The 19,751-nt window shown below is 30.6% G+C and carries 21 protein-coding genes; 20 read left to right on the top strand and 1 reads right to left on the bottom strand.

The annotated features are described in order from the left end of the window. Positions 1–102: 102 nt before the first annotated feature. From dapF to B5X81_RS22505, 18 genes are all read left to right on the top strand, one after another. On the top strand, positions 103–951 hold the full coding sequence (gene dapF / locus B5X81_RS22590; protein ID WP_330397440.1) for a diaminopimelate epimerase: 849 nt from the start codon (positions 103–105) through the stop codon (positions 949–951). Positions 952–1,027: 76 nt separating this feature from the next. Further along, entirely contained in the window at positions 1,028–1,909 is an 882-nt protein-coding gene (locus tag B5X81_RS22585) for a YicC/YloC family endoribonuclease (protein WP_079495163.1), read from the top strand. A gap of 13 nt (positions 1,910–1,922) precedes the next feature. Further along, the gene (remA, locus tag B5X81_RS22580) at positions 1,923–2,195 is read left to right on the top strand and encodes an extracellular matrix/biofilm regulator RemA (RefSeq protein ID WP_079495161.1); all 273 of its coding nucleotides are present in this window, start codon (positions 1,923–1,925) and stop codon (positions 2,193–2,195) included. Further along, the gene (gene gmk, locus B5X81_RS22575; protein ID WP_079495127.1) at positions 2,192–2,806 is read left to right on the top strand and encodes a guanylate kinase; all 615 of its coding nucleotides are present in this window, start codon (positions 2,192–2,194) and stop codon (positions 2,804–2,806) included. Before remA ends, gmk begins: the two co-directional genes overlap by 4 nt. Further along, positions 2,806–3,009 (top strand): DNA-directed RNA polymerase subunit omega, encoded by a 204-nt coding sequence (gene rpoZ / locus B5X81_RS22570; protein WP_079495125.1) that lies wholly within the window; start codon positions 2,806–2,808, stop codon positions 3,007–3,009. The genes gmk and rpoZ overlap by 1 nt, the downstream gene beginning before the upstream one ends. Positions 3,010–3,021: 12 nt before the next feature. Then, positions 3,022–4,230, top strand: coding sequence for a bifunctional phosphopantothenoylcysteine decarboxylase/phosphopantothenate--cysteine ligase CoaBC (gene coaBC, locus B5X81_RS22565; protein WP_079495124.1), 1,209 nt, complete (start codon positions 3,022–3,024; stop codon positions 4,228–4,230). Positions 4,231–4,273: 43 nt separating this feature from the next. Then, the gene (gene priA, locus B5X81_RS22560; RefSeq protein ID WP_079495122.1) at positions 4,274–6,763 is read left to right on the top strand and encodes a primosomal protein N'; all 2,490 of its coding nucleotides are present in this window, start codon (positions 4,274–4,276) and stop codon (positions 6,761–6,763) included. Between the two features lie 12 nt (positions 6,764–6,775). Continuing rightward, the gene (def, locus tag B5X81_RS22555) at positions 6,776–7,219 is read left to right on the top strand and encodes a peptide deformylase (RefSeq protein WP_079495121.1); all 444 of its coding nucleotides are present in this window, start codon (positions 6,776–6,778) and stop codon (positions 7,217–7,219) included. An 11-nt stretch (positions 7,220–7,230) separates the two neighbouring features. Next, on the top strand, positions 7,231–8,166 hold the full coding sequence (fmt, locus tag B5X81_RS22550; protein WP_079495119.1) for a methionyl-tRNA formyltransferase: 936 nt from the start codon (positions 7,231–7,233) through the stop codon (positions 8,164–8,166). Between the two features lie 6 nt (positions 8,167–8,172). Then, a complete protein-coding gene (locus tag B5X81_RS22545) occupies positions 8,173–8,937 on the top strand; it encodes a DUF116 domain-containing protein (protein WP_079495118.1) in 765 nt (254 codons plus the stop codon). 1 nt (position 8,938) lies between these two features. After that, positions 8,939–9,631 (top strand): zinc metallopeptidase, encoded by a 693-nt coding sequence (locus B5X81_RS22540; RefSeq protein ID WP_079495116.1) that lies wholly within the window; start codon positions 8,939–8,941, stop codon positions 9,629–9,631. 152 nt (positions 9,632–9,783) lie between these two features. Then, on the top strand, positions 9,784–11,127 hold the full coding sequence (gene rsmB / locus B5X81_RS22535) for a 16S rRNA (cytosine(967)-C(5))-methyltransferase RsmB (protein WP_079495114.1): 1,344 nt from the start codon (positions 9,784–9,786) through the stop codon (positions 11,125–11,127). A gap of 255 nt (positions 11,128–11,382) precedes the next feature. Continuing rightward, entirely contained in the window at positions 11,383–12,123 is a 741-nt protein-coding gene (locus B5X81_RS22530; RefSeq protein ID WP_079495112.1) for a Stp1/IreP family PP2C-type Ser/Thr phosphatase, read from the top strand. Between the two features lie 15 nt (positions 12,124–12,138). Beyond that, positions 12,139–14,052, top strand: coding sequence for a Stk1 family PASTA domain-containing Ser/Thr kinase (gene pknB / locus B5X81_RS22525; RefSeq protein WP_079495110.1), 1,914 nt, complete (start codon positions 12,139–12,141; stop codon positions 14,050–14,052). 11 nt (positions 14,053–14,063) lie between these two features. Beyond that, complete coding sequence (gene rsgA / locus B5X81_RS22520; RefSeq protein WP_079495109.1) at positions 14,064–14,945, top strand: ribosome small subunit-dependent GTPase A; 882 nt, start codon at positions 14,064–14,066, stop codon at positions 14,943–14,945. Between the two features lie 2 nt (positions 14,946–14,947). Then, on the top strand, positions 14,948–15,607 hold the full coding sequence (gene rpe, locus B5X81_RS22515) for a ribulose-phosphate 3-epimerase (protein WP_079495107.1): 660 nt from the start codon (positions 14,948–14,950) through the stop codon (positions 15,605–15,607). Positions 15,608–15,617: 10 nt separating this feature from the next. Further along, positions 15,618–16,262, top strand: coding sequence for a thiamine diphosphokinase (locus B5X81_RS22510; protein ID WP_079495105.1), 645 nt, complete (start codon positions 15,618–15,620; stop codon positions 16,260–16,262). Positions 16,263–16,620: 358 nt separating this feature from the next. After that, the gene (locus B5X81_RS22505; RefSeq protein WP_079495103.1) at positions 16,621–16,803 is read left to right on the top strand and encodes a hypothetical protein; all 183 of its coding nucleotides are present in this window, start codon (positions 16,621–16,623) and stop codon (positions 16,801–16,803) included. Positions 16,804–16,844: 41 nt separating this feature from the next. Here the strand turns inward: B5X81_RS22505 and rpmB are convergent, their stop codons facing one another. Then, positions 16,845–17,036, bottom strand: a complete 192-nt coding sequence (gene rpmB, locus B5X81_RS22500) for a 50S ribosomal protein L28 (RefSeq protein ID WP_079495101.1) — start codon at positions 17,034–17,036, stop codon at positions 16,845–16,847. Between the two features lie 431 nt (positions 17,037–17,467). Between rpmB and B5X81_RS22495 the strand changes: the two genes are divergently transcribed. After that, positions 17,468–17,827: an Asp23/Gls24 family envelope stress response protein gene (locus B5X81_RS22495; RefSeq protein ID WP_079495099.1), complete on the top strand. Its 360-nt coding sequence runs from the start codon at positions 17,468–17,470 to the stop codon at positions 17,825–17,827. A gap of 13 nt (positions 17,828–17,840) precedes the next feature. Continuing rightward, a complete protein-coding gene (locus tag B5X81_RS22490) occupies positions 17,841–19,448 on the top strand; it encodes a DAK2 domain-containing protein (RefSeq protein ID WP_079495097.1) in 1,608 nt (535 codons plus the stop codon). Positions 19,449–19,751 lie beyond the last annotated feature (303 nt).

Here is a 19,751-nt window from a genome sequence, read left to right as displayed (position 1 = left end):
CTTTGGAGATTTTTAAACTATATGTATAGTAGATAGTTTTTACAGAAGGTAATTATGCAATTTGCTCATATAACTATATTCGTTAAAAATAAGGAGGTAGAAATGATAAATTTTAGTAAAATGCATGGAGCAGGTAATGATTTTATTGTTGTTAGAGCTGAAGATATTAACGGGATAGACTACTGTGTACTGGCAAAAAAAGTTTGTGATAGACATTTTGGCATTGGTGCAGATGGACTGATGGTTGTAGAAGAATCGGAAAAATATGATATAAAAATGAGTTATTATAATTCCGATGGTTCAGTAGGGGAAATGTGTGGAAATGGAATTAGATGTTTTTCAAAATTTGTATATGAAAAAAACATTGTTAAAAAAGAGAACATTCTAGTGGATACTTTAGCAGGTGTAAAGAAAATAGAATTGACAATAGATGGTAATGGAAAGGTAGAAAAGATTTTAGTTGATATGGGTAAACCAGAGATTAAGGCAAAGGCTGTACCTGTTATTACAGATAAAGAAACTTTTATAAATGAAGTCATAAAGATAGAAGATTTAAGTGTAAAGGTTTCAAGTATACTTATGGGAGTTCCTCATACTGTTATTTTTGTTGACGAAATAAAGGAAAAAGAAGTTTATGAGATTGGAGCCAAGATTGAAAAGCATAATATTTATCCCCAAAATACAAATGTTAACTTTGTTGAGATAGTTAATAGAGGGTTTATTAAGGTAGATACATGGGAAAGGGGAGCAGGCAAAACATTGGCATGTGGCACTGGAGTATGCTCATCTGTATATATTGCTTATCTTTTAAATCATGTAGATAAAAGGGTGAATGTAAATGTACCTGGTGGAAAGATGACAATTTATATAAATAATGATGACGAGGTTTTCATGGAAGGGACTGCAAATTTTATTTGCGATGGGAAATTTTTTTGTAAAGAAAATTATTAAATAATTCCTTAAAATGTTAGTATTTTAGTGATATAATATGAAATTGGTAGACCTTTATTAAGGAAGGATTGATTTTATGATAAGCAGTATGACAGGCTATGGAAGAGGGGAATTCATAGGTGAAACTAGAAGCTTTTTAGTGGAAATAAAATCGGTAAATCATAGATACAATGATATTATTATAAGAATGCCTAAAAAATTATCTGCCTTTGAAGAAAGAATAAAAAAATTAATTAAAAGTTCAGTAAAAAGGGGTAGAATAGAAGTATATATTACATTAGAAGAATATAAGGATGATGATCTAATAATAAAACCAAATCTGAATATTATTGAGCAATATCACGATTCTTTGTTACAGATAAAGGATAAGCTCAATTTAAAGGATGATATAAATTTATCAACTTTGACTAGATTTCCAGATATCTTTACAATCGAAAATCGTGAGGAAGAAGAAGAGGTTATATGGGAAGCTTTAAAAACATCTGTGAATCAAGCTGTTTTAGGTTTGATAAACATGAGGAAAGTAGAAGGGGTGAAGTTAGCTGAGGATATAAAAATCAGGAGCGAAAAAATATATAATATAGTTGAAGATATTAATTTGCGTTCACCAATAATAATAAAAGAATACAGGGACAAATTATTGGAAAGAATTAGAGAACTTACTGAAGATAATATTAATATTGATGAGGATAGGATTGCATTAGAGGTTTCTGTATATGCGGATAAAAGTAATATAACAGAAGAAATAGTTAGATTATTTAGCCATATTGAGCAGCTTAAATTAATCACCAATGAATCAGGAGCTGTTGGTAGAAAACTAGATTTTTTAATTCAGGAAATGAATAGGGAAATCAATACAATAGGGTCTAAATCATCTGATATTGAAATATCAAAAATGGTAATAGAAGTAAAAAGTGAATTGGAAAAAATCAGAGAACAGATTCAAAATATTGAGTAGCAGGAGGATAATCATGGATTTGAGGTTAGTTAATATTGGCTTTGGAAATGTTATTTCAGCTAATAGAATAGTGGCTATAGTGAAACCGGAATCAGCGCCTATAAAGAGAATTATTAATGAAGCTAGAGATCATGATAAGCTTGTTGACGCTACATATGGTAGAAGAACAAGGGCGGTAATTATATGTGACAGCGATCATATAATTTTGTCAGCTGTTCAGCCGGAAACAATGGCAAATAGGTTCCAAACAAAGGGAACAAATGACAAAAAAGGAGAATCTATATGAAGAAAAAAGGATCATTGTTTGTAGTATGTGGGCCGTCTGGAGTGGGAAAAGGAACAGTTTGTAAAGAATTATTAAGAGTTAGACCTGAAATTAAATTATCTATTTCCGCAACAACAAGGGAGAGAAGAAAAGGTGAGATAGACGGTGTTAATTATTATTTTTTAAAGAGAAATAAGTTTGAACAAATGATAGAGAATGATGAATTTTTAGAATATGCCAAGGTTTATGATAATTTATATGGAACTCCTAAAAAATATGTTTTAGAAGAGCTTAATAAGGGCAATGATATTATACTAGAAATTGATCCCCAGGGAGCAATGCAGATAAAGGAAAAATTCAGCGATGGGATTTTTGTATTTCTATTACCTCCAAGTATGGAAGTTTTGAGAAATAGAATTATTGAAAGAGGAAGGGATTCAAAGGAGAATATTAAAAAAAGATTAAAATGTGCTTATGAAGAGTTTGACTTTATTAGAGAGTATGACTATTATATAATAAATGATGATTTATCAGGTGCTGTAAATAGTCTTATTGCAATTATTGAAGCAGAAGGATGCCGCGTTAAAGGCGATGTATTAGAAATAATAAGGAAATATAAGGAGGAAATATAATGTTAAAACCACCAATTAATGAATTATTAAAAAAAGTTGATAGTAGATATACATTAGTTATTGTAGCTTCTAAAAGAGCTAGAGAAATAATAGATGGAAGTGAAAAGCGTACGGACATACAGTCAAATAAACCTGTTACAATAGCGGTAAATGAACTTTTAGAAGATAAAATATCCTTTAAAAGGATAGAATCTGATAATTAGTAGGGGTGTAGTATGTTAACTAATAAGAATATAGTTATTGGCGTTAGTGGAGGTATTGCAGTTTACAAAGTATTAGATGTAGTAAGTAGATTAAAGAAATTAAATGCAAATATAAATGTTATAATGACTAAGGCTGCTTTGGAGTTTGTTAAGCCATTGAGTTTCCAGTCGTTATCACAAAATTATGTTGTAACTGATATGTTTTCTGAACCTAAAACCTGGGATGTTGAGCATATATCCATAGCACAAAAAGCGGACCTGTTTTTAATTGCCCCTGCCACTGCAAATATAATTGGTAAAATAGCAAATGGAATAGCGGATGATATGTTATCAACTACTGTTATGGCAACTAGAGCACCAGTGCTCATAGCCCCAGCTATGAATACAAATATGTATAATAATCCTATTGTACAGAGGAATATAGCAAATCTTAGAGAATTAGGCTATAAATTTATTGATCCAGCTTCCGGCAGACTAGCCTGTGGGGATTATGGATTAGGGAAATTGGCTTCTCCAGAGGATATTGTAGAGAATATAATTGGTGTATTTGATAACAGATTAAAAAAATCATTAGGAGGAAAAAAAATATTAGTAACGGCAGGGCCTACTCAAGAGCCTATCGATCCTGTAAGATATATAACTAATCATTCCTCAGGAAAAATGGGATATGCTATTGCCAGAGCAGCAAGGGATAGAGGGGCAGAAGTTACATTGGTTTCAGGAGTTACAAACTTAAAAAAGCCTATTGGTGTTAAAGTTGTTGATATAGTAACTACTGAAGACATGTATGCAGAAGTGTTTAATTACTTTGATGAAGCTGACATTATAATCAAGGCTGCAGCTGTTGCAGATTATAAACCAAAGGATGTTGCAGAGAATAAAATCAAAAAAAGTGATTCGAATTTTTCTATAGAACTTTCAAGAAATCCTGATATACTATTGGAGCTTGGAAAGGTTAAAGGGGACAAAATTTTAATAGGCTTTGCAGCAGAGACAAATGATTTACTTAAAAATGCTAAAATCAAGATAAATAAAAAAAATTTAGACTTTATAGTGGCCAATAATATAAGTGAAAAAGGTGCGGGGTTTAAAGGAGATACCAATATAATAAGTATAATTGACAGCTTGGGAAGTATCAAAAAATATGATAAAATGAAAAAAGAAGAAATAGCAGAAATTATTCTAGACAAGGTATATGATTTGATTAAGCTTAAGGAGTAGGGCTACCTACTCTTTTGTATTTCAATTCTTGGAGGCAATTATAATGGGAGTTATTGAATATTGTAATGTAGTTGTTAATACAGGAACTAGAGCGACAGATAGATTATATACATATAAAGTTCCGGATATCTTTATTGGAAAAATAAAGATTGGGTCTAAGGTAATTATCCCCTTTGGAAAAGGAAATAAATTATTGGAAGGATTCGTATTTGAACTTAAATCAGATAGGGAAATAAAGAATATAAAGGGCTTAAAATACATTAAAGATGTGCTTAACGATGATATAAAATTGTCTAGAGCGCAAATAAAATTATGCAATTGGATGAGAGATACTTATTTGTGTTCTTTTTATGACGCCATTCAATGCTTAATACCAAGGGGAACAACTTTAAAAAAGAAAAAAGTGTACAGAATAAATCCTAATATTATAGGGTCATTAATATCTAGTGATGAAGGCTTTGATAATGAAAATAAGATAATTCAAATGTTAATGGAAAATAAAATGATTAGTCATAATGAATTAATTAAAGGTATAGGTTATAATTGTAATAAGTATATATCAAGACTTTTAAATAAAAAAATTATCATGGTAGAAGAAAAATTTTATAGTGATATAAAATCCAAATACAAAAAAGTAGTTGAGGTTAATTTTGACCCTAAGAAAATTGATAAAGTATTATCTAATATGAGTAATAGGGCTTATAAGCAAATTGAAATTTTAAAATATATTGCAAGGGTTAAAAGAGTTGAGCTGAAGGATGTTATTGAGAAAACTAATACTTCAAGGGCAGTTTTAAATGCTCTAGAAAAGAAGAATTTAATAAAAGTTGTTGACGAAAAGGAATATAGAACACCGGTAGATATTGATCAAATAGAAAGAGATAAGGTAAATAAGCTTAATTGGGAACAGGAAATAGCCTATGCTAATATAATGAAAACCATAAGGAATCATAGGTTTGAAAAATATCTTTTACACGGAGTTACAGGCAGTGGTAAAACAGAAGTATATATGCAGCTTGTAAATAATGTTATTAAAAATAATCAGCAGGCAATAATTTTAGTTCCTGAGATTTCCCTGACTCCCCAAATAGTAGAAAAGTTTTTAAAGAGATTTGGTGAAAATGTGGCTGTACTTCACAGTAAATTATCCTTGGGAGAGCGATATGACCAGTGGAAAAAAATTAAAAATAATGAAATATCAATAGTTATTGGGGCCAGATCTGCTGTATTTGCTCCATGTGATAATTTAGGACTCATTATTATAGATGAAGAGCACGAATCCTCCTACAAATCTGAAATGAATCCAAAATACCATACCATAGATGTTGCGGAGCACCTGTGTAGAGAAAATAATGCTGTTTTAGTTTTAGGATCAGCCACTCCTTCAATAGAAAGCTATTACAAGGCACAAAAAGGTGAATATAAGCTCCTAGAGCTTAAGAACAGATTTAATAAAAACCCTTTACCTAGGGTGGAAATTGTAGATATGAGGGTGGAGCTTGAAGAGGGAAATAAAGCTATATTTAGTCGTAAATTATATGATTCTATGAAAAACGAATTGTTAAGCAATAAGCAGGTTATTTTATTTTTAAATCGCAGGGGATATTCTACTTTTGTTTCCTGTAGAAGCTGTGGCTATGTTTTGAAGTGTTTAAACTGCGATATATCACTAACCTATCATCATAGAAAAAATGTAGCAAAATGCCACTACTGTGGATATCAAAGAGAAGTTCCCAGGATTTGTCCTGAATGCAAAAGTAAATATATAAAATTTTTTGGTTCAGGAACAGAAAAAGTTGAAGCATATGTGAATAAGCTTTTTCCTTCCTATAGGACTAAGAGGCTCGATATTGATACAACTTCAAAAAAGGGAAGTTTAGAAAAAATTATAGAATCCTTTGGTAAAAGAGAAATAGATATTCTTATAGGTACGCAAATGGTAACAAAGGGATTGGATTTTCCCTATGTTACCCTTGTAGGAGTTTTATCTGCTGATATAACACTGAATCTTCCAGACTATAGGGCAAATGAAAGAACTTTTCAATTATTGACACAGGTTGCCGGCAGAGCTGGTAGACATGATTTTGAAGGTAATGTGATTATCCAGACATATAGTCCAAATAACTATGCTGTTATTTCATCAAAAAATCATGACTATAAAGATTTTTTTAATAAGGAAATAAGGATTAGGAAGGAATTTTGCTATCCTCCATTTTATAATATTGTAAATATAATAGTTTTAGGGAAAAATGAAAGGAATGTAATAAAATCAGCCAATAGGCTTTTTCAAAAAATAGAATCAGAGACTGGAAAAAGTAAAGGATTAAATAATATACAACTCCTTGGGCCTAATCCAGCAATATTGGGGAGAATCAAGGATAACTATAGATGGCAAATACTATTAAAATATCAAAGTGTTGACCATGAGACTATAAAGGGTATAATTAATTATATATGTAATAAAAATAAGAACAAATATATAGAAAGTAATGTTGGATTGATATTTGATATGAAACCCTATAATATATTTTAAGGAGGAAAGATAGTGGCTATAAGAAATATTAGAACCGACGAAGATCCTATATTAAGGAAAAAATCAAGACCTATAGAAAAAATTGATGATAGAATAACTCAGCTCATTGATGATATGATAGATACAATGTATGGAGCAAACGGTGTTGGGTTAGCTGCACCTCAAGTAGGGGTATTAAAAAGAATTATCGTTATAGATGTTGGGGATGGTATAATAGAACTAATTAATCCTGAGATTATTGAGACAAGTGGTTCTCAGATTGACGATGAAGGTTGTTTAAGTGTACCTAATACAACAGGCAATGTGGAAAGGCCAAATTATGTAAAGGTCAGGGGATTAAATAGAGAAGGTAAAGAAATATATCTAGAAGGAGAAGAGCTATTGGCAAGGGCTTTTTGCCATGAAATAGATCATTTAAATGGAATACTATTTATAGATAAAATTATTGAAGAGTAGGTGTAAAGCATATGAAGATTCTATTTATGGGAACTCCGGATTTTGCTGTTCCATGTTTAGAAGCATTGATTAAAAATAATTATGATGTTGTGTCGGTTGTTACTCAGCCTGATAGACCAAAGGGGAGGGGTAAAAAAGTTTTACCTTCCTCTGTAAAGGCTAAGGCCATTGAGCATGGCATAAATGTCTTTCAGCCTAAGAAAATCAAGGAAAAAGAAAATATTGATATTATAAGTAATATGGATTTTGATTGTATTGTCGTAGTTGCCTATGGTCAAATACTACCAAAAGAAATACTTGAAATGCCAGATAAAGGATGTATCAATGTCCATGCTTCTCTTTTACCAAAGTATAGAGGTGCAGCTCCAATAAACTGGGCAATAGTCAATGGTGAAAAGAAAACAGGAATAACTACAATGTATATGGACGAAGGTCTTGATACAGGGGATATGATTTTAAAAGAAGAGGTAAATCTTAATGAGAATATGACTGCAGGTCAGCTTCACGATATCCTTTGTCAGGTAGGTGCTGATCTATTGATTGAGACCTTAAAGCTTATTGAGATAAATAAGGCCCCAAGAATTCCCCAGAATGATTATGAAAGCAGCTATGCCAGTATGTTAGATAAAAAGACTGGATTGATTAATTGGGAAAATAGTGGAAAATCCATATGTGATTTAGTCAGAGGTTTAAATCCATGGCCTGTGGCTTATACTATCTACAAGAATGAAAAAATGAAAATTTGGAAATGCAGCTTTTTGAAAGAAAAGGAAGTTGATGATACTTATGGTAAAATTATCAAAGTTGATAGAGAAGGCATTTTTATTGCTGCAGGTGATGGAATAGTTATTATTGAAGAAATTCAGCTTCCCAACAGTAGAAAGATGACAGTTGATGAATATATTAGGGGAAATAATATTGAAACAGGAATTCTACTAGGAGAATAAAATAGTATGAAAAATGAAATTAATAAAGATAAAAGTACTTTCCTCAATATATTAATTTTCATTATTTTCTTTATTATATCCTTATCAATTGGATTATTTTTCTTAATTCAAAACAGTGGATTAAATATATATCTTGCCGTTTCAAAAATTATAGTGTTGTTTTTAATTGTATTTACCATATATTTATTATGTCTACTGTTATTAATAATTAGAATAGAAAAAAATAATACTATACCTAAATTTCTAATACCTATATTTGAAAAATCAATAAGAATTATTTATCCGCTAATGATTATTTTTACCAATATATTTAAAATTGAAAAGGATTCCATAAGAAGGTTTTTTTCGGAAATTAATAATAAGATAGTACTTTCTAAAAGTAAAAAATTAAATCCGAAAGATATTTTGATTGTTGCTCCCCATTGTCTTCAAAAGTCAAGTTGCAAGTACAAGATCACAGGAGATGTTAACAATTGTAAAAAATGCGGTGGATGTGATATCAATGGTCTTCTTGATTTATGTACAAGCTATAATGTTAAATTGTATATAGTTACTGGGGGAACCTTGGCAAGAAAGGTTATAAAAGACCACAGACCTAAAGGTATAATAGCGGTGGCCTGTGAAAGGGATTTATCCCATGGTATATTAGATGTAAAAAATATACCGGTAATAGGTGTAAAAAATGAAAGACCTAATGGTCCATGCTATAATACAAAAGTAGATATTAATAAGGTTGAAAAAGCTATAAAACATTTTCTAAGGAGGGAATAAAATGTATTATATGCCATATTTTTTTGATTTTAGTATGATACTTCTGATACCAGCAATATTATTTGCAGTTTTTGCTCAGAGCAAAGTAAAGGGAACCTTCAACAAATATTTGCAAATCAGAAATAGAAGAGGCTATACTGGTGCCCAGGTGGCAAGAATGATATTAGACAGAAATGGACTTAGGGATGTAAATATTGAACATATAAGAGGCCAGCTTACTGATCACTATGACCCTAGAAAAAGAGTTGTAAGGCTTTCAAGCAGCGTTTATAATAGCACTTCAATAGCTTCAATCAGTGTAGCAGCCCATGAGGTTGGCCATGCTCTGCAGCATGCAAAGGGCTATGCCCCTTTAACTATAAGAAGTCAAATTGCTCCTGTGGCATCTTTTGCCTCTAGTTTTGCAATTCCATTGGCTTTTTTGGGCTTTTTTTTAAGAACCTATTCATTAATGACATTAGGAATATATATTTATTTAGCTGCGATTTTATTTCATGTAGTAACTTTACCTGTTGAATATAATGCAAGCTCAAGGGCTATCCATCAGCTTACAGCAAATGGTTTAATATATAATGAAGAAGTGAAATCTTCAAAATCTGTTTTAAATGCTGCGGCATTAACTTATGTTGCTGCTGCTGCTGTTTCAATTGCTCAATTATTAAGATTACTTGTGCTGAGGGATAGTAGAGATTAAGATATGTATTAAAATATAAAGCATGGTCTAGGCTGAAGTTAAGGTTGAGAGTTAGGGTCATTTTTCCAGAAGGATGATCAGAATACTTAACTTCAGCCTTAACCTTGACCATACAGAATGATCCTATAGACATAACCTACAGGAGGAACATTATGAACAATGAAAATCCTAGAAGAATTGCTTTAAATATTTTAATTGACATAGAAGAAAATAAGGCGTTTTCTAATATTACAATAAATAAATACTTAAGAAAAAGTAATGTTACAGCTTTAGATAGACGTTTTATTAGTCAATTGGTTTATGGTGTATTGGAAAACAAAATATACCTAGATTATATAATAAAGAATCTTTCAAAAACTAAGATGAAAAAAATTAGAATTGAAATATTAAATATTTTAAGATTAGGACTCTATCAAATAATTTTTTTGCAAAAAGTTCCAGATTCAGCAGCTGTAAATGAATCTGTAAAGCTTGCAAAAAAAGTGAATTTTCGATTATCAGGTTTTGTAAATGGCATATTAAGGAGTTATTTAAGAGTTAAGGATAGAATATCTTTCCCTAATTATGACGAAAATCCTATATCATTTCTATCGGTAAAATATTCTCATCCAGAATGGCTGGTAAAGAAATGGTTAAATGATTATGGCCTAGAATTTACCGAAAAACTATTGGAGGCAAATAATAAATCGCCTAATTTAACAGTTAGAGCTAATACATTAAAAATAAGCAGAGAGGCTTTAATAAAAAAACTAAATGAAGAAGGCATTTCATGCAGAAAAGGTAATTTGGCAAGGGAAGCATTAATTGTTGAGTCAATGAATAATAGTTTAGATAAATTAGACTCCTTTAATAAAGGGCTTTTTCAGGTTCAAGATGAAAGTTCTATGCTGGTTAGCCATATATTAGACCCGTTAGAAGGAGAATTCATAATCGATGTATGCAGCGCTCCAGGTGGGAAATCAACTCATATAGCTCAATTAATGAATAATAAGGGAAGGATATTATCCAGGGATATTCATAGACACAAGCTGGATTTAGTTAAAGCTAATTCAAGGAGATTAGGTATAACTATTATTGAATCAGAGCAGTATAATGCTTTAAAATTAGATGATAATCTTATAGGTTTAGCTGATAAAGTTCTGGTAGATGCACCATGCTCTGGATTTGGCATAATAAGACGCAAGCCAGAAATAAAGTATTTGAAAGAACCAAAGGATATAATAGAGCTTTCAAAATTGCAAATAGAAATACTTAAGGTAAGTTCTAAATATGTAAAAAATGGTGGAATTCTTATTTATAGTACTTGCACTATACAAGATGAAGAAAACGAAAAAATTATTAGAAAGTTTTTAGAAGAAAATGGTGAATTCACTTTAATAGATATTAAGGATGATTTACCTCATAATATAAGACCAGAAGAAAAATATTTGCAGCTATACCCCCATATTTCAAATACCGATGGATTCTTTATCTGTAAGATGAAAAAAGTAGAATAATTTGTAGTTTTAAATTTTATAATTTTATGATAAACTTATTTATTGAGGAAATTGCATAACTCTAACTGGACTTTATAATACATATTATATAGTTTTAGAGAATTTTAAGCTATATGTAGTAGATGATTTTTAAAAAAGGCAATTATGCAATTTGCTTTATTAAGTATATTGTAAAGTATATGGATATTGCTTTATAATAGAAATTTTGTAATTAACCTTTTTCTTAGTGGTTAATCAAAGTGTTGAGGTGATCTAATGGAGTGGGCAGCAAAAACTCATATAGGAAAAATAAGAGATAAAAATGAAGATTCCTATTATGTAGAGGAAAAAAATAACCATATCTTCATTGTTGCTGATGGTATGGGGGGCCATAATGCAGGAGAAATTGCCAGTGAAATGGCGATCCAAAAAGTTAGTAAATTTATAGATAATAAGCTCCACGGTATATCTTTGATTAATGATGAAGATATTAGTAATCTAATAAGAAAAGCAATAGATAAAGGAAATAGTGAAATATATAGACAGGCATTGTCCTTTGAAAATTGGGATGGTATGGGGACAACAATTACAATGGCGTTATTCTTAAATGACAGAGTTTATCTAGGACATGTTGGAGACAGTAGAGCTTATTTATTAAGGAATGGTGAGCTCACCCAGCTTACAGAGGATCATACTTTGGTAGGTGAACTTGTGAAAAATGGTAGTATTACTGAAGTTGAAGCTAAAAACCATCCGAAAAGAAATGTAATAACTAAGGCCCTTGGAACACAAATAAGTCCTTTGCCCGATATAATTAGTTATGATCTTTATGATGGCGATATAATTATTCTTTGTACAGATGGCCTTACGAATGCTGTAGATAATCATTTAATTAAAAAAAGCTTTCTTAACAGCTTGAACCTTCAAGTAGCTTGTGATAATTTGGTTGATCAAGCTAATAAAAAGGGAGGGTTCGATAATATCACATTAATTGCTATCAGATATAGGCGTAGTTAATGAGGGAGTGATACTATGATTGGTAAATTACTTGGTAATAGATATGAAATACTTGAAAAGATTGGTGGCGGCGGTATGGCTTTAGTATATAAAGCTAAATGCCATCTTTTAAATAGATTTGTTGCAGTTAAAATACTTAGGCCGGAATTTATAAGTGATGAAGATTTTTTAAATAAATTTGAGAAGGAATCTCAGGCTGCTGCCAGTCTTTCTCATCCCAATATTGTAAACATATACGATGTAGGAACCGATAATGATACCCATTATATAGTTATGGAATATGTAAAGGGTAAAACATTAAAGAAACATATTAAAGAAAAGGGTTCCTTGACAAATGAGGAAGTTATTAATATATCTAAACAAATAGCTTTAGCACTACAACATGCCCATAATAATCATATTGTTCATAGAGATATTAAACCCCATAATATTCTTATTACAGATGACGGAAGAATAAAAGTCACAGATTTTGGGATAGCAAGAGCAATAACATCCTCAACAATAACTAATACTGGAAATGTTATTGGATCAGTACATTATTTTTCCCCTGAACAGGCAAGGGGAGGATTTGTTGATGAAAAGTCTGATATATACTCCCTTGGAATTACTATGTATGAAATGAAAACAGGAAGAGTTCCTTATTCTGGAAACACTCCTATAACTGTGGCTTTAAAGCATCTAAAAGAGGAAATAGTACCTCCATCAATGATTAGTGATGATATTAGTAAAGGCTTGGAGAATATTATTTTAAAAGCCACGCAAAAAGATAAAAATAAAAGATATGATAATGCTGTTGAATTATATGATGATTTGGAAAAAGCAAAAAAGAATCCTGAGCATAATATCGATTTTATTGATGATGATGAATCTCCTACTAGAGTAATTCCCTCAATAGGTGATTTGGATGATATTGATGATATGGACGATAATTCTAATGATGGAAAGAGAATTAATAAATTAACTTTAATAATTGGAGTGGTATCGGCACTTCTTATTTCTGTTGTATTTGTTTTTTCAATTTTCTATAGTGATATTATCGAAAGATTTGTTGTAAAGGAAGTTCAAATTCCCAATATTGAAAATGAATCCAAACAGATTGCTGAAGAAAGCCTGAGTAATTTAGGACTAGGTGTTATGGTTGAAAGTCAAGTTTTTAATAATGGTGTGCCAGAAGGTCATGTAATTAGTCAAACCCCTTCAGCAGGAGAAATTGTAAAGGAAGGACATACCGTTAGCTTGATCTTGAGTAAAGGTCCAAAGAAAGTTGCCATTCCTAAAATAGTCCATAAGGAAATAGATGAAGCGAGGGTTGAATTGGACAATGAAAACCTTGAGCTAAGGAATATAGATCGTGAGTATAGTGATTTACCAATAGGCGTTATTATAAAACAGTTTCCTGAAGCAGGTGAAATGGTTGATGAAGGAAGTGCTGTTGATATCTTAGTTAGTCAGGGCAGAGAAATTCAAACATTAATTATGCCAAATTTACAAAATAAAAATATAAAGGATGCTAAGGAAACAGCTGAAAAACTTGGATTTATAATACAAAAAGTTGATTATGAATTTAATGATGAAGTTGAAAAGGATTTCGTAATAAGTCAGACTATATCGCCGGGATCAGAAGTTAAAGAAAACTCTGTTTTTAGTTTGATTGTAAGTAAAGGACCTGAAAAAATAGAGCAGCCTCCTGAAGAAGAAGAATTACCTCTGTTAAAGAGGAACTGTAGAATACCTCTAAATCTTGAAGCGCAGCAGGAAGTAGTTAAGGTTGTTAAAACGATGAATGGTGTTTCTACTACTGTTCATGAAGGTATTCACAATAAAGATGAAGAGGAACTTAGACTGATAATATCTGGTAGAGGTATAGTTAAGCTAGATGTATACTATGGAGAAACTTTGAAACATTCACAGGATATTCTATTTGAATAAGGAGGAGTTGAATGGAAAAAGGTATTATTGTTAAGGGGATAGGGGGCTTTTACTATATTAAGCGAGGTCAAAATATTTATGAATGTAAGGCACGGGGAAAATTTAGAAATAAAAAAATAACTCCCTTGGTAGGTGATTATGTATTTTTTACATTTAATAATATTACAAATCAAGGGGTTATTGAGGACATTATTGATAGAAATGTAGAACTTATAAGGCCTCCAGTTGCAAATGTAGACCAAGCCATTATAGTTTTTGCATTAAAAAATCCTAGCCCTAATTTAAGACTTTTAGACAAGATATTAATTATGTCAGAATATAAGAATTTATCTCTTAAAATATGTATAAATAAAATTGACTTAGCTAAGGATGAAAGTCTAAATGAAATAATAGAAATTTATAGAAAAACTGGATATGAAATAATACCCTGCAGCACTAAAAAAGATATTGGAATTGATAGAATAAAGGAGATATTGAAAAATAAGATATCTGTTTTTGCAGGTCCATCGGGTGTGGGCAAATCAAGTATATTAAATAAAGTACAATCGGGACTTAAGCTTAAAACTGGAGAAATAAGCAGTAAGATTAAAAGGGGTAAGCATACAACAAGACATTGTGAATTAATGGAGCTTGATTTTGGAGGATGGGTAGTAGATTCTCCTGGATTCACCTCACTAAATATTGATTATATAGATTCTGAGGAGCTTTGCAATTTATTCCCAGAATTTAGACAGTACGTTGAAGAATGCAAATTTAACAATTGCCTTCATACAAATGAACCAATTTGTGGTGTGAAAGATGCTTTGGGAAAAGGATATATTAGTAAAGACCGTTACAATAACTATATAGAAATTTTAACTCAAATACAAAAAAAGAAAAATAGGAGGTATTAATAATGATAAAACTTTCTCCATCAATATTATCAGCAGATTTTTCTAATTTGTCAAAGGATATTAAAGCAGTAGAAAATGTTGGGGTTGAGCTTTTACATATAGATGTAATGGATGGACATTTTGTTCCTAATATAACTATAGGACCATTGGTTTTAGATAGTATAAAGGATAAAACCTCACTGCCATTAGACGTTCATCTTATGATAGAAAAGCCTGATAATTATATTTCAAAATTTGCTGAGGCTGGTGCGGACCTTTTGACGGTTCATGTTGAAGCGTGTACACATCTTCACAGAACAATACAAAATATCAAATCCCACGGTGTAAAAGTAGGAGTATCTCTTAACCCAGCCACTCCTTTAAATACAATTGAAGAAGTTCTACATGAACTGGATATGGTATTAATTATGTCTGTTAATCCAGGCTTTGGAGGTCAAAAATTTATTGAAAGCTCTCTAAAAAAAATTAGCAAACTAAAAAGAATGATAGATGAAAGTGGGAAAAATATTGATATAGAAGTTGATGGCGGAGTTAAAGTAGATAATGTGAGTAAAATTATTAAAGCTGGTGCAAATGTAATTGTAGCCGGTTCTGCTGTTTTTGGTGGCAATAGTATTAAAGACAATGTTTTAGCTTTTAAAGAAAAATTTAAAGAAATTTAGGAGAAAAAATATGAAATGCATTATAGTTTCTAATGGAGATATTTATGATTACAGTTTTTATAAAGATATACTAGATGACTCGGATTATATTATTTGTGCCGATGGGGGTGCAAAGCATTTAATAAAAATGGATATAGCACCAAATATAATTATAGGTGATTTTGATTCTATTACTCCTGAAGATAAAGCTTTATTCATGGAAAAGAATATTGAGTTTTATAAATTTCCAAGGAACAAGGATGCAACTGACACTGAATTAGCCCTTGATTTAGCAATTTCAAAAAAACCTTCAGAAATAATATTTATAGGTACAATTGGTAGTAGAATGGATCATACTATAGCTAATGTTACATTATTAAAAAAAGTTTTAGATAATGGTATAAAGGGCAGAATTATAAATGAGAATAATGAAATTTGTCTTTTAAATAATAAAAATAGTAAAATGATACTATCTGATGCAAAAGGATATTATATTTCTATAATACCTTTATCAGTAAAGGTTAAAGGGGTAACATTAAAGGGCCTTAAATATCCCTTAAAAGATGTAGAAATCCCTCTAGGCTCTACTTTAGGCATAAGTAATGAAATTGATAAGGACTTAGCAAGCATAGAATTTAAAGAAGGTTTGCTTTTAATTATAAAGGCAAAGGATTGATGAAGGCTAAAGCATCTCAAGATATTTTTGTAGCTTTAGCTGTAAATTTAAAGCTTTAATATTATTTTTTATCTAAAAAATAGGTGGTATTTTAAAACGCTTACAAATGTAGGTGTTTTTTTGTGTCATAAAAGAGTTAAGTAGAATAATATATTATTAATAAGCATGAGGAGTGATTTTTATGCTGCGAAAAAAGCTATTGATGCGAAAAATTCTTGGCGTAATCTTAGGATTAACAGGAGCAATAATAGTAATAGAGTTTGTCCCTTTAAAATTTTGGTATACAGTATTAGTTGGGTTAATAATTTCCTTTTTTATTATTCTTTTCTTATATCTACAATGAATATGAGGTGTTCTAATGGGTAAGTGCAGAAAGAGAATTTTTAAAATAAAATTAAAAAATGATAAGATATTAGGATTAATATTAGTAGCTATAGGTATTACTATTGTGGCTGTTATGGTTTTGCCCTATAGTGTTTGGATCGTTTTTTTTGGAATTGCACTTATTATAGCAGGGTATAAGCTGTTTTTATGTAGATAAAAAAGCCTACATTTCCAGTAGGCCTTAATAAGTAAGATTAACTATATAGCTCTTTCAACTTTGCCAGAGCGTAGACATCTAGTACATACAGTTATTCTTTTAGGTGAACCATCAACTAAAGCTCTTACTTTTTTAACATTAGGGGACCAAGTTCTTCTTGTACGACGGATTGAGTGACTAACCTTATTTCCTGAAATTTTACCTTTTCCACAAATTTCACAATGTTTTGCCATATATAACACCTCCTCGAGTGGTTAATTTTCCTAATAAAACAATATTTATTGTATCATATAACAATCTGTTAGGTCAATACTTTTTGCCTTAGTTAGGTTCTTTCAATATATAATTATAACAATATATAATTACATAAGTAAAGGCTTTAATATATATACATCAAATTATATGGATCAAAAACTTCAAAAATTTGATATTTGATATGGTGAAATTGCATATATATAAATTATTCCAAGCAATATTGTTTTCAAAATAGTTATATTTGTATATAATATCTATATGCAATGATTTTGCCAATGAAATTTCAAGTTTTTTTAACTTGCAATTGAATATGAAGGATGATTACTATAAAATAATATGTAGAGATTTAAGTAAAAGCTTTGATGTTGCTTATTTTACACATCCTCAAAAACTAAAGGAGGTCAATTATATGTCAGCAAAATTTGAAAATGAAATAGGTACAATTAATATAAATACCGAAGTTATTTCAACAATTGCAGGAGTGTCTGCAATGGAATGCTATGGACTTGTTGGTATGGCGTCAAAATCTGCTGCTGATGGTTTGGTAAAATTACTTAAAAAGGATAATATGCATAGGGGAGTAAAGGTTAAAGTAGATGAAAATTCAATAGTTATTGATTTATATGTTATAATTCAGTTTGGAACGAAAATTTCTGCCGTTGCTGATAATATAATAGATAAAGTAAAATATAATGTTGAGAATCAGACTGGAATGAATGTAAAAAAGGTAAACATAAATGTCGAGGGAATAAGAGTTCAAGAAGTATAAGGGAGGGGTCATCTTGAAGACAAAACATATAAATGGTGAAATGCTCAAGAAAATGTTTATACAAGGTAATTATTTACTGTACAATAATCGTGATGTGGTGGACTCACTTAACGTTTTCCCTGTTCCCGATGGTGATACAGGTACTAATATGGCTTTAACATTTGATTCTGCAATAAGCCAAATTTCTAATCTTGAAAATCCTTCTGCCTGTGAAGTTGCAAAATCTGCTGCAAAAGGATCCCTTATGGGTGCTAGAGGTAATTCAGGAGTTATTCTTTCACAAATTCTTAGAGGTTTTGAGAAGGGGTGTAAAAATAAAGAAATTCTTACCTCTGTTGACTTTGCAAATGCCCTTAAAGAAGCTTCTGATACTGCATATAAAGCTGTAATGAAACCAATTGAAGGAACAATACTTACAATAATCAGAGAAGCGAGTAAGAGGGCTTTAGAATTATCAAATGAGAATATTGAACTTGATAATTTTTTTTCAGCTATCATATCCCATTCAAATTCAGCACTTGAAAAAACACCACAGATGCTGGAGGCTTTGAGAGAGGCAGGAGTAGTAGATGCAGGAGGAAAGGGTTTAATATATATTTTCAGAGGTTTTTTCGAAGCTCTTACTGGAAAAGAAGTTTTGACACCTGAGGTTAAAGAAGTGCAGCATAGTCATAAAAAGGAGCTTAGTGATAGGGAGATTGAATTTGGATATTGTACTGAATTTATAATACAAGGTAATGGATTAAATGGAGAAAAATTTAAAAATAAGATTAAAGATTTTGGAGATAGCCTATTAGTTGTATCCGATGATGATTTAATAAAAGTTCATATACATACTAATAATCCTGGTAAAATAATAGAATATGGACTTAATATTGGGCAATTAATAGATATAAAAATTGATAATATGAGATATCAACATAAGAATAGGCATATTTTAGAAGAGGATATTGAAAAAGAAACTAAAGAATACGGGTTCATTACTGTTGTAATGGGGGAAGGTTTAAACAACATATTTAAGGATTTAAATATTGATAAAGTTATTCAGGGTGGTCAAACTATGAACCCAAGTACAGAGGATATTTTAAAGGCTATTGACGGTATTAATGCTAAGAATATATTCATATTACCAAATAATAAAAATATAATTTTAGCAGCTAATCAAGCAAAGGAACTCAGTGAAAAGAATGTAATTGTTATTCCTTCTAAAACTATTCCCCAGGGAATTACATCAATGCTGGAGTTTGATCCTACATTTACTCCCGAGGAAAATGAAAAGCGTATGACTGAAGGAATTGAAGATGTTAGAACCGTTCAAATCACCTACTCAATAAGGGACTCTAAGTTTAAAGATTTGAATATTAAGAAGGATGATATTTTAGGAATTTATGATGGTGAAATTGATACTGTTGGAAATGATGTTAAAGATGTGGCTATATCTGTATTAAGCAAAGTAATTGGTGATGAAGATGAAATACTTACTATATATTATGGAGAAGAAGTAAATGAAGAGCAGGCCAATGAAATTTCTTTATTGGTCCAAGAGAAATATCCAGATTTAGATGTAGAAGTATACTATGGGGGACAGCCTCTTTATTATTACATATTTTCAATTGAATAAGAGGTTTATTTGTAATGCAATAACAAATACTGTTTCAATCCAATATTCGAAATACAATCATAGAAATTTATTTTGGTTTTTCTCAAAATCTTATTTATTATCCATAGATAACCAACATTAGAATTTATTTTACTATATATAAAGCAAGGATAAAACAGGCTAAATCTTTGGTTAGAATGTATATGATAATCATTGATTAGCCTTTAAATTTTCAAAAAAGTTTTTGAAAAATGGTACAGGTTTTAGAGCTTACTACTTAGAACTTAGAATATAAATGCGTCATAGAACGCATTTATTCATACG

Origin of the sequence: Maledivibacter halophilus (genome assembly GCF_900167445.1) — a bacterium.
Taxonomy (GTDB): domain Bacteria; phylum Bacillota; class Clostridia; order Peptostreptococcales; family Caminicellaceae; genus Maledivibacter; species Maledivibacter halophilus.
This window is presented reverse-complemented; position numbering and strand designations above follow the sequence as displayed.